This window comes from Mycobacterium sp. JS623, assembly GCF_000328565.1.
GTDB lineage: Bacteria > Actinomycetota > Actinomycetes > Mycobacteriales > Mycobacteriaceae > Mycobacterium.
The window spans coordinates 257,305-269,127 of record NC_019957.1; the positions used below are offsets into that span (position 1 = coordinate 257,305).

6 protein-coding genes and 2 pseudogenes are annotated in these 11,823 nt (G+C 65.5%); 6 read left to right on the top strand and 2 right to left on the bottom strand.

Features of this window, described 5'->3' with window-relative positions; all coding sequences use genetic code 11:
- Positions 1 to 80: 80 nt before the first annotated feature.
- Both MYCSM_RS35520 and MYCSM_RS32455 read left to right on the top strand, forming a co-directional pair.
- A complete protein-coding gene (locus tag MYCSM_RS35520) occupies positions 81 to 1,178 on the top strand; it encodes a hypothetical protein (RefSeq protein WP_015297753.1) in 1,098 nt (365 codons plus the stop codon).
- 547 nt (positions 1,179 to 1,725) lie between these two features.
- Positions 1,726 to 4,896 (top strand): adenylate/guanylate cyclase domain-containing protein, encoded by a 3,171-nt coding sequence (locus MYCSM_RS32455; RefSeq protein ID WP_015297754.1) that lies wholly within the window; start codon positions 1,726 to 1,728, stop codon positions 4,894 to 4,896.
- A 125-nt stretch (positions 4,897 to 5,021) separates the two neighbouring features.
- Here MYCSM_RS32455 and MYCSM_RS32460 read toward each other — a convergent pair.
- Positions 5,022 to 5,411: pseudogene (locus MYCSM_RS32460) on the bottom strand (DUF2127 domain-containing protein); the annotation flags it as partial.
- 428 nt (positions 5,412 to 5,839) lie between these two features.
- Between MYCSM_RS32460 and MYCSM_RS32465 the strand changes: the two are divergent.
- A pseudogene (locus MYCSM_RS32465) lies at positions 5,840 to 6,544 on the top strand (polysaccharide deacetylase family protein); the annotation flags it as partial.
- Between the two features lie 124 nt (positions 6,545 to 6,668).
- Here the strand turns inward: MYCSM_RS32465 and MYCSM_RS32470 are convergent.
- On the bottom strand, positions 6,669 to 8,351 hold the full coding sequence (locus tag MYCSM_RS32470; protein ID WP_015297756.1) for a KAP family P-loop NTPase fold protein: 1,683 nt from the start codon (positions 8,349 to 8,351) through the stop codon (positions 6,669 to 6,671).
- 245 nt (positions 8,352 to 8,596) lie between these two features.
- On the opposite strand from MYCSM_RS32470, the gene MYCSM_RS32475 reads away from it, so the two are divergent.
- The 3 genes from MYCSM_RS32475 to MYCSM_RS32480 are packed head-to-tail and all read left to right on the top strand — an operon-like array spanning position 8,597 to position 11,790.
- A complete protein-coding gene (locus MYCSM_RS32475; protein WP_232425872.1) occupies positions 8,597 to 9,643 on the top strand; it encodes a C40 family peptidase in 1,047 nt (348 codons plus the stop codon).
- A gap of 60 nt (positions 9,644 to 9,703) precedes the next feature.
- Positions 9,704 to 9,865, top strand: coding sequence for a hypothetical protein (locus MYCSM_RS37510; RefSeq protein ID WP_015297758.1), 162 nt, complete (start codon positions 9,704 to 9,706; stop codon positions 9,863 to 9,865).
- Positions 9,862 to 11,790: a DUF4226 domain-containing protein gene (locus tag MYCSM_RS32480; protein ID WP_015297759.1), complete on the top strand. Its 1,929-nt coding sequence runs from the start codon at positions 9,862 to 9,864 to the stop codon at positions 11,788 to 11,790. Before MYCSM_RS37510 ends, MYCSM_RS32480 begins: the two co-directional genes overlap by 4 nt.
- The last annotated feature ends 33 nt before the right edge of the window (positions 11,791 to 11,823 follow it).

The window sequence follows — 11,823 nt, forward strand, 5'->3', positions numbered from 1 at the left end:
CGTCGGCGGGCTGCGGCTGTGTGCCATGGGAATTCGTGTCAGGAGCAGCATCCGGAGGCCTCGATACTGGGTGAGTGTCGATGTCCGCGTTGGTTGCACAGGTGAATCAGGCGCTACACCGCGGACACGCCATGTTCGGCGATCCGCTGCCCGCCGGCCGGCCTGAGAGGGCGGGGTTCGGCGCGGCACGAGATGCGCTGCGCGAGGACCCGACCCAGGTGGCGGCCCTTTCTGGACAATGGGCCAGCCGCTACCGCGACTTCGCCGCCTCGGCAGGCGAGGCGCTCGACGCCGCCGCCGGTACCGATACCGCACTGCTGGGGCAGGTGCAGGCCGCGGCCGACGCCGATCGGGCAGGGCACGCGGGCTCTGGCGCTGCGCTCACCGGTGCGGCCAGCGACACGGCCGCCCTTGCGACCGTATCCGGCACACCTGCCGGCCAGCGCGCGATGCTCGCCGCGCTGCGTGCCCGCCTTGCCCAACAACACCGCGTCATCAGCGCCTACACGCTGCGCGATGCCCGGTTGGCGGCGGCTTTGCGTGCGCTGGCGTATCGGTCAAACGCGACGCCCGGTCGGCCTGCGACGGGCGTCGTCGCCGCCGGTGGCGCCGGGCCGCTCAGCAGCGTCTTGGGCCGTGCCGGCGGTGAAGCGTTTCAGCCGATGCTGGTCGGCTCACTGGAGCCCGCGGTCTTCACCCAGCGCGCGGGTGACCGCTCCCGGGTCGGGTCGCTGGGCACCCCGCTGGGTGCGCTGACGCGCGAATCCAGTCCCCGAGAAGTGGCCGCCGCGATCATCCATGAGGCATGGCGGCGCGGGTATACGCCGCAGCAGACGATCGCGATCCTGTCCTGTGCGATGCAGGAAAGCGGGCTCAACCCGAAAGCGGTCAGCCCGAACCGGTTGTGGCGGAGCATCTTTCAGCAGGATGCCAGCTACGCGGGCAGGGACAACCCGAATCTGGCGATCGCCGCGTTCTTCGACCGCCTTGACCGCCACGGCGGCCCGTCCTCCCCCGACATCTGGAAGTCGATCTTCTGGCTGCAACAGCGTCCGGGCGACCCATCGGCGCAAGCCGCCTACGCCCACGGGCGCCGCGACTACCTCACCGAGATCATGAGTCAGCAGGGGCATGCCGCGCAGGTCTACCGCAGCATCGCCGGCGACACGGAGGCGTAGGTTCGCATTTTTGATGGCGGAATTCTCGTCTTCGTGATCGCCGACGCGCGCCGCCGGCCGGTTGTGATGTCGACAATCACACCTGGGTGGCGCCCCGCGCCCGCAGGACTGCCAGGGGCAGCTGGCCGAATGCCCGTTCGGTGATCGGGTCTGGATCGACCAGGCAGCGCTTTCGAATATGCCGTGCCACGGTGACCCGTGCGTGACCCGAACGCGATGATTCTCGAGTACAGCGATGCCCACACCCTCGGCCGAATCACTTGTGGCAGTGCACCTTCGGGTATCACCTGTAGCGACGAGGGCACCGGTCACGTCTTCTGTATTGCGCGCGATTCCTGTGAACTGCATTGATGGTCAGAAACGTCCGCCGGTCGAGCGGCGTTGTGCTGCTGTGCGACCAGTGGTTGTCGGACGAACCTGACAGCAACGCCCGGTTCGCGGACCTGCGCAGCTGTTGTCACAGCAAAGACTCAGTCGATATGACGGACAGCGCTGGCCGCCGGTGCCAGGATATCGAGGTGGGCGCCCGGGGGACGATGGCGATGAAGTGACACCGAGCAGGCTGTGCTGCGGTTCATGTGGCAAGGAATTGCCGCTGACAGCCAAGTTCTGTAGCGAGTGCGGTGCGCGACTCACGCATTCGACCAGTTCGGCTGAGTACAAGCAGGTGACCGTGTTGTTCGCCGACGTGGTGCGGTCGATGGATATCGCTGCAGCCGTAGGCGCGGAGCGGCTGCGCGAAATCATGGCCGACCTCGCGGACCACTGCGCTGCAGCCGTACAGCGCTACGGCGGCACAGTGAACCAGTTCACGGGCGACGGCATCATGGCGGTATTCGGCGCGCCAACAGCCTTGGAGGACCATGCTTTTCGAGCCTGCATGGCTGCGTTGGCTGTCCAAGCGGCCGCAAGGCGGCTTGCACACGAGCTCGAAGACCGCGACGGTGTCGACCTGCGCCTTCGGGTCGGTCTGAACTCCGGTCAGGTGATCGCCGGCGAGATCAGTTCCGGCTACTTCGGTTACACCGCGATCGGTGAGCAAGTCGGAATGGCTCAGCGCATGGAGTCGGTCGCCCCGCCGGGCGGGGTCATGCTCAGCACATCGACCGCGCGATTGGTCGAGGGTTCAGCGACTCTGAGCGAACCGGAGAGTGTCCGGATGAAGGGTGCCAAGACGCCAGTGACCGCCTATCGCCTGCTGGGCGTGGAACGGCACGCAACCGTGCGGCGCACCGAGTCCGATCTCGTCGGTCGTCAGCGGGAGATGTCGACAGTCCAGGCTCTCCTGGAAAGTGGGATCGGTGGCCACGGCAGGGTAGTCGGTGTCGTCGGCCCACCCGGCATTGGCAAAAGCCGTCTAACACGCGAAATTTCGAGGATAGCCTCGGCGCGTGGCGCCGAGGTCGTCACCGCGTTCTGCGAATCTCATGCCAGTCAGGTGCCGTTCCATGTCGTAGCGCGACTGATGCGCGCAATTACTGGGATCGCGGGTCTCGACGCGCAGACGGCTCGGGATCGGTTACGCGGCAAAGTGGGCCAAGCAGAGCCGGAGGACTTGCTGCTATTTCACGACTTGCTGGGCATCGGGGATCCGGAGGCTCTATTGCCTCGGATCGATCCGGATGCCCGCCGACGGCGCCTGACAGGCGTGGTGAACGCCGTCTCGTTGACCCGCGAAACTCCGACCGTCTACGTCGTTGAGGACGCGCACTGGATTGATGAGGCCAGCGAGTCGATGCTGGCGGACTTGTTCACCGTGATCCCGCAGACGTCCTCGCTGGTGCTCGTTACGTACCGACCCGAGTACGGTGGTGCGCTTACGCGGGGAAGAGGCACGCAGACGATAACCCTTGAGCCACTTAGCGATCCAGAAGCCGCCACACTGGTTTCACAACTACTCGGTTCCGATCCATCGGTGAGCAGGCTAGGCCAGACGGTCGCCGAAAGAGCCGCCGGTAATCCGTTCTTCGCCGAAGAGATCGTGCGAGACCTGGCCGAGCGCGCTGTGTTGCACGGCAACCGCGGTGCCTACATCTGCACGGTCAACGCCGCCGAGGTCACCGTCCCGGCTACCGTCCAGGCCACGATCGCCGCGCGTGTCGATCGACTCGACCCCAAGGCAAAACACACCCTGAACGCCGCGGCGGTCATCGGTGCGAAGTTCAGCCGAGATCTATTGGAAACGTTAAGGATTGATCCCGCACTCGACGATCTGGTGGTTGGCGAGCTCATCGATCAGATCAGATTCGCGCCACATGCCGAATATGTGTTTCACCATCCGCTGATCCGCGTGGTGGCCTATGAATCACAACTCAAATCGGACCGCGCCGAGATGCATCGGCGGCTCGCGGCGGCCATTGAGGCTCGTCACCCGTCGTCGGCTGATGAGAATGCTGCGCTGATCGCCGAACATCTAGAAGCTGCGGGTGATTTGCATGCCGCCTACGGCTGGCACATGCGTGCGGCGACATGGGCAACCAACCGCGACATCGCAGGAGCGCGGCTGAGTTGGGAGCGTGCGCGAACGATCGCCGACGCATTGCCCGCCGGCGACCCAGGCCGCACGACCATGCGCATCGCCACGCGCACCATGTTGTGCGGTACCGGTTGGCGAATTCACGCCGATGTTTCCGACCGGTTCGACGAACTGCGCGAGCTGTGCAGCGCCGCCGGGGACAAGCCGTCACTGGGCATCGCGTCGGCAGGGTTGGTGGTTGGTTACGCGCATCAGAATCGGATGCGCGAGGCATCGCGACTGGCGTCGGAAACATGGGCCCTCGCCGAGGCGGTCGCAGACGCGACCTTGACGGTAGGGCTGTCCTTCCCGGTTATCTACGGCAAGATCGAGAGCGCCGAGTGGAATGACGTGCTGGGCTGGTCACAAACCGTTATCGACCTTGCCGACGGTGATCCGTCAACGGGCAACTTTCTGGTCGGCTGTCCGTTAGCGCTGGCCGTTACGTCGCGCGGTATGGCCCGCTATTTCCTTGGTCAGCCGGGATGGCCAGAAGACCTGCGGCACGGCATGAGCATGGCCCAAAGCGCTGACCCCGCGTCCTACGCCGGCGTCGTGGGCTATGTCTACTTGCTGGGTGTGCCTTTTGGGGTGCTGAGGCCGTCTGATGTTGCGCTGCGCGAGATTGAAGATGCGCTACAGATTGCCGAGCGATCCAGTGATGATGTCGTGGTGCGTTTCACCCAGGCGACGCTGGGACTTGCGTTGATGCATCGCCAGGACGCCGCCGACCGCGAGCGAGGACAGAAACTTGCAGCTGAGGTCAGCGAAGCGTTCCTGACCGAAGGACACAACCTGTGCGATTTGCCCGGTATCCAGGTCTTCTTGGCACGTGAAAAGGCCAGGGGCGGAGACCGCGATGACGCTCTCAGGCTGATCCGCGACGCCGTGGACCTTCTGTTCCGCGACGGACAACTTCTGCTATGGGCCATTCCCGCGACGGGTGTGCTGGTGGACACGCTGCTCGACCGCGGCGCCGACGGTGACGTGGCCGAAGCCAAAGCCGCAATCGAGCGGTTGGCGTCCGCACCAGCCGGTGAGGGACTGGCGATGCGGGACATCTGGCTGCTGAGGATGCGTGTGCTGTGCAGCCTGGCATCCGGTGACAAGGTCGGCTACCAGAGTTACCGGGATCGCTACCGCGCGATGGCGAGAACGCTTCGCTTTGAAGGGCATCTGCAGTGGGCCCAGGCGATGCCATGAGCGCGCGTCCTTGCGACGTACTTCAATGCGGCGGCTGCACGTGATCGCTCACACGCGCCGTTGAACGCGGTCTGAGTCGTGTGACGAGCGGTGTGTCACGCCGACTCAGACCGTTCGAACAGCCGCTATGCCGGCGACTTCGACTGCGGCATGGCCAATGCGGCCTGTTCGACGGCAAGCAGTGTCGCGGGGTCATGTTCGGCGTGGTAGGCCTTGGAACCGCCGGAGAGACCGAACGGCCGCTTGGTCCACGGCAGCCATATGACGGCGGCGATATTGATGGCCAAAGCGACGGCGCGAAATGCCGCGACCTTCTCGGTCGCTTCGTAGATCTCCAACGGCAGGAAGACGCTGGTTGCGATCACCACGAAGTATTCAGCCCGCCGCGTGATCAGCCATCGTCCGACAGCTTCGATCAGTTCGATTGCAGCGTAGGCGAATAACCCGATGGCGATCCACGCCAAGATGGTCGGTGACAACGAGAATGCCTCATCGATTCGGTGGAGAATCTTGGAGCAACGGCTACCAATTGCGCCGTCGATCCCTGATGCCGACGGGCTGACGCTTCTGGCGTTCGGGCGGAGCCACCGGGCATTCTGTTGTCGAAAACCGCCACGGCTGTACGAACGCTTGGCGAACCTGCGGTGACCAAAAGGTAGACGGACACCAGCAAAGCATGCCGGAGCAAGTGGTGAGGGTAAGTTGCCTGCTGGTTGTCAACACGCCCGCACCGCGAAGTCATCGCGTAACCGCATGCGGCTGAATGATTTCCGGAGATTTGCTGTGTCCTTGCTGAGTCGCAGAGGCTTCCTGGTGGGAACCGGGGCCGCCCTGGTGCTGCCGCCTCTGATGGCTACCGCCGAGGTGGCGCGCTCGGTATTGGGCACGCCCGGGCAGAGCACCGCATCGTCGGCCCATACCGAAGCCAATTTCCACGCCGGAGGCGGTGGCCGCAACGGGGCATGCGTCGCCGCCGCTGCGGCTTTCACCCGCGCCTATCGAACAGGTGGCGCTGCCCCGCAACGGTGTGCTGAGTGCCCTGCCCGGCCAGGGCGACCTGCTGGCCATCACCGTCGACGACGGGGTGAATACCGACGTCGTGCGTCTCTACATCGAGTTCGCCAGGCGAACCGGCCTGCGGATGACCTTCTTCGTCAACGGCACGTATCGCTCCTGGACTGACAACGCAGCGCTCCTGCGGCCGCTCGTCGATTCCGGTCAGATCCAACTGGGCAACCACACGTTCACCCACCCGGACCTGACCACCCTGACACCGGCGCATATCGCCGATGAAATACGCCGCAACGACGCGTTTTTGACGAAAACCTACGGTGTCGACGCTCGGCCCTACCTGCGGCCGCCGTTCGGCAGACACGATGCGAAAACTCGGGCGGTCGCCGCGGATCTCGGCTACACCATCACCACGATGTGGTCTGGCTCGCTGTCGGACTCGACCGTAATCGCCGAGGACTACCTGCTGAAGATGGCCGACACGTACTTCAAGCCCCAGAACATCGTGATCGGCCACCTCAACCACCTGCCCGTCACGCACGTCTTCCATCGGCTCAGCGGTCTGATCAGCGACCGCGGACTGCGCACGGTCACCCTCGACGACGTTTTCGCGCGGCCCGGCGTCCCGCCACGCTGAGAACGGCGTGAAATGCGTGGTGTTCCAGCGCTTTACCAGCGCCGGTGGACAATCCGCCATGCAGGAGAGAGGATCGATAGCGGAATCTGTTGCGGGGCAGTGTTTTTGCTCTGCAGACCGTACGTTATCGGGGGCCAACAGCGGAGGACCGCCGGATGAGACGCAGTTCTTGCTGGAGTGCGTCGATGTGGTCCGCGGTCTGCTTCTTCCACGTCTGCATGCGGTCGGCTGGGCGCTCTTGCGACGTCGCGGGATCCATAGGAACCCGCTGAGGCGCAACAAGAAGCTGGTATTGGTCCGTGAGCTTCTGCAGCAAGGACGTCAATCGCGGGGCGGGGCTTCCCGACGAGATCGCGTAGCTGTCAAGGTGACCGAGAATGGACAGCGCCTGCTCGACGACGGTGCGGGCGCCGGGGCTCTCGAACTGCAGCGAGTCGGGCACGTTATCACGGAGCTGGCGCCGAAGCAGTCCGACGTTGTTCATGGCGTCCGGCACACCTGATTTTGTACTACGGGTGGTTTCAAGCGAAGTTATGTAGAGCTCGAGGTCGTGCGCGTACGACAGCGATTGAGCGAGATCTGAACGTAAGAACTCGGATAGCTCCATGGGCAGCACGCCGACGTCGGGCCAGACATCCTCGAAGGCAGAGTCCTCACCGTTTCGAAAGCTCTGGAGTATCCCTGGGAAGACATCGGGCTCTGCTAGCACGACCTGCTCGTAGAACCGTTCCCAATCCGTGCGAAAATCCATCGTCTGCAACGCAAGCGTGGTGTCTGCCACCAATTCTGGACGGATGATCCTCTGCAGCGTGTATGCATTGATGTATCGCTTTACTTCTCGAGGATTGATGCGCCCCTCTTTCGCGACATAGCGCAGATAGTCCTTCACTCGCCCGTTGAGATCCGTGCGCTGCCAGTCGCTCAGAGCAGCGTTGCTGTCCAACCACCCGACTAGCTGATCGAGCTGGGCGGGAGCGATCCGCGGAAGGCTGTACCCAAGTTGGAAGATCTTGTTGAGGTACTCGCCCTCGACCTGCCGGTCAGTGTCTAGTTCCTCCTCGGGCTGGAGCGCGAATTTCGTCCGCACCGCGGACTGCACGACGCGTTCGTCGAGGCCGACGACGAAGATGAATCCCGCCGTGTCGAAGAACAGCTTCATCGACTCGAGAACTGTCAGCGCACGCTCGGGTAGGCAGCGATCGAGATCGTCGACGAAAACCACGATCCGTGACAAGCCAGCGTCGTGGACTTCGCGGAACGCGATATCGAGTTGCTGAAAAGCTGCGTAGTACAACGACTGCGGCATCGTGGTCTCATCGCTGTCGCCCTCGTTGAGCGCGTCGAGTGCCTTCTCGGGCTCCACCGAGACCTTGACAGCACCGGGAAGTCCGACCTCGAACTTGGTGGCGCGCACCAGCGCCTGGATGACCCGGCCGATCCGCGCCGCGACGGACTTGATCTCTTTACTCCGGACATCGTTAGGATAGCTCTTCGCCCATTTCGACAGACCGTCGCGGATCGTGTCCAGCAGCGGCACGATGAGGTGAGGTTCCTGCTCGTATCGCCAGGCGTTGAACTCGACGACGACAGCCTCGGCCGGATTCACTTGCTGCCGTATCGCGTGCATGAGCGTGCTCTTGCCCGACCCCCAGCCGCCAAAGATACCCACCGCGAAGCGGGGCTCACTGGCGTTGATAGTCCCGGCGAGAGCGCTGGCCATTTTCTGGAAGTTGAATATCGGGTTCTCGGCCGGTATGTCGAGGACGATATGGCCAACGAATTGGTCCCCGCCCGTGGGTGCGATCATCCAGAGACCTCCTACCGTCGCCGGGGCACTGACGCGTTGGTCCGACGGCCGAGCCGGTCCGCGTTCGGCGACGCTGTGCGAATTGCCGCCACATGCTGATGGTCGTCGACCGTCTGGTGAAGCACACGCGTAGCGCCCTACTCGAATCTTGCAGGAAAGTCAGCGCGCACTCCCACCAGCTCGCCTCCCGAGGCGGCCAAAGATTTGTGTCCTGGGCGGTGTGGTGGCGGCTTGATACTTGGTTTGTGTCGATTGCCGTGGTGGTTCAACAGGTGGGCGACGTCCTGGCCCGGGCGCACGCATTGTTCGGCGATCCGGTGCCCGCCGGTCATGTCGCAGCCCTGGACTCCGGTGCGCGCGTGGCCGCGGCGGGGGATCTGGTGCGCACGGGGCAGGCGCGCATGGCCCCGCTGTCTGGTGATTTGGCGTCTCGTTACAGCCGATTCGGCGCTGGCGCAGGACCGCTACTCTTCGGCGTGGCCGGCACCGACGAGGGCCTCGGCGGGCAGCTGCAGGCAGCCGTGGACTCTGATCAATTGGGGCGCGCGGACTCCGGTGCCGTACGCAGCGGTGCCGCCGGAGATACCGCCGCCCTGTCGCCGGTGTCCGGCACTCCGGCGGGTCAGCGTGCTCTAGTTGCCGCCCTGCGTGCTCGCCTGGCTCAACAACAGCACATCATCGAAGCCCAGCGAGCCCACGACGCACGGCTGGCCGCCGTCGTGGGCTCGCTGGTCTACGGCCGTCGACGCGCAGCAGGCGGCGGCATGCCGTTGGGCGGCATGCCATTTGGGGCTGGCGGGATGGGCGGTGGCGGAGCGCGTATACCACTCGGAGCCCCGGCTGCAGTCGCGAGACCGCGCACCATGCTGGCATCGCGGGTCGCTCCCCGGGCCGCGGACATACCCGGCGCGCCAGGCGACGCTGCGGCCAAGGCGGCGCTGAGCTGTCTTGGCCGCCCCTACGTGTGGGGCGCCAAGGGGCCCAATGCATTTGACTGCTCGGGCCTGACCCAGTGGGCGTGGCGGCAGGCCGGGGTGAATCTCGGCGGCGACACCTACAGCCAGATCGCCCAAGGCGTGCCGGTGGCGCCCGACCAGGTGTGGGCCGGGGACCTGATCTTCCCGCTGGACAACTTCGGTGAAGACGGGCGCTCGGGGCCCGGCCACGTGCAGCTCGCCATCTCGGGCTCGCAAGTGGTGCACGCGCCGACCACCGGCGACGTGGTCAGGATCGCCCCGATGCCGGCCCGCTTCATCGCCCGCCGGCCCGTGCCGGTGGCGGTCGAGGCGTGAAATTCGCGCACCGAGCCGCCCGCCGGCAGCCTTAGGCTAGAACCAGCGCAGGAAAGGACCGTGGTGAACCCCAGAATCGAACGCGAAATCGACCGCGTGCTCAACGTTGTCACTCGTGCGCACAAGCTCTTTGGCGGTGACACCCCGCCCGCCGATCCACCGGCGTTCACACCCCGCCGCGACCTCGAAGACAATCTGGGCCGCGGACACTTCTGCCGATGAGCAGACCGAAACACTTCGACGGCCAAACCCACTGGGACATCTGGGATTCCACCCGCGGCACCCAGGGCCTGGCGCAACCGGGGTGGGCGATGCCCTCGGACCCCACCCGCTACATCGGCCAGGACGATCCCTACTGGACCGCGGCGCTGTACAACGCTCGCCACGCCTACGGCGATCCGAACATCCACTACGACACCGACAACGCCAGCCGGCAGCGTCACCTCGTGTTCGGCGATCAGACGCCGCTGCCCACAGACGCGACGGTCGTCTACCACGACTCGTCGACCAAGCAGAACTGGGCCCAAAACGACGACGGCACAGTCGCTCTCGTCGGCCCGGACGGAATAACGGGCCCGCCGATGGCTCCGGCCGGCTACCGTAAGGTCGGCTCGGGCTACGCCCCCATCGACGCTCACGGCCAACAGATCGCACCTCAGGTCGGTGGAGTTCCTAGCAGCGACAACGGTTTTCACACCAATCCGGCGACGGGGGTGCTGACCCCGAAGAACGCCGACGGCGCCTACTTCACGCTGGGGCCCGACGGTAAGAAGTCGTTCTTCGACAAGGACGGTCACCCGATCACCGAGGACCAGTACACCAAGGGCAGCGCTTCGCCGGCGCCGGATCCGGCTCTGGCCACCGACGAGCAGCAGTCCGGCAAGGCCGCCGACGCCGTCGGCAAATTGCAGGGCGAGCTCAAGAAGAAGTATTCGTCGATCAGTGAGGCCGAGGAGAAGCTGTCGGAGGTGCTGCTCAGCGCCCACGCGGCCAGCGCCGCCGGGCAGCGACGACTGGGCGAGATTCAAACCAAGATCATCGACGCGGTCAACAACACGGCGATGTCGATCGACACCCCCGCCGGTGAGCGGTCGTTTCTAACGTTCCTGCACAGTCAGGTCGGCGCGATCAACGACCTGGTGACCTCCGGCAGCCTTACGGCCGACGACCAGGCCAAGACCACGCAGGCGCTCTCGAAGCTCTACGCGGTCGACGACTCGGGTGCCGACGCGACCGAATCCTCAACTGCGCCAACGCCACCCGTTGCGGCGGCCCCACCGGAGGCCGAGCCGACGGATGCCGGACTGGGCTCTGCGGAGCCGATGCCCGACCCGTCGTTGTCCGATGTGCTCGGCGGGGTCCCCTTGGGCACAGGGATGGGTGCCGATCCGTTGTCGTCGCTGGGCTCGCTGCCCGGTGCCCTCGGCGGCCTGGGCGGGGCACCGGGCACACCGCTGGACGGGCTCGGGGGACTGGCGGGGGCGATCGCGCCGCTGGCCGGGCTGGCTTCGCAGGCCGGCGACCACGGTAGTGACCGCTCCCCAGATGCCGTCCAGAAGACCGACGACAGCACTGGCACACCCCGAGAAGCCAAGGACGGCAAGGAAACTGGCGGCGCCGCCGATAAGACGGAGCCGGTCGGCGAGGACCCTGCTGGGGCGGATCACGCCACCGGCGCACCCCCGGCGGCGGGGCCACCCCCGCCGTTGGCGCCGCCCGCGCCGCCGACGAGCACGGTGCGGCTACCCGACGGGTCCAGCGCCACTGCCCGCACCCCGGCGGCGGCCCAAGCCGTGACGGCCTATCTCGGCGGCGACACCGTGGACGCCGCCTACAGCAAGAACAATCTGGCGCTGCCGCCGCCGGGAACACCGGTGACCGACCCCGTGGATCCCAGCCAGCTGGCATGCGGGGACGTCGGCATCTTCAAAGACCACTACGTCGTGGCGCTGAGCTCGGTGAAGGCGCTGGCCAACGGACAGGTCGTCCCGCTGGGCTCGGTGGCGTCGAGCCCCGACTTCCTGGGCTGGATCGACCCGACCGCCACCGCGGCACGTCCCCATCCCGCCCCGCCACCACCTGCTGTCCCGCCGTCGCCGGCCCCAGATGCCCTCGCCGACGCCGCATCAGCGGTCCCGGCAGGCTAGCGGACAGCGCACAATTAGTTGCAATGGAAGGAA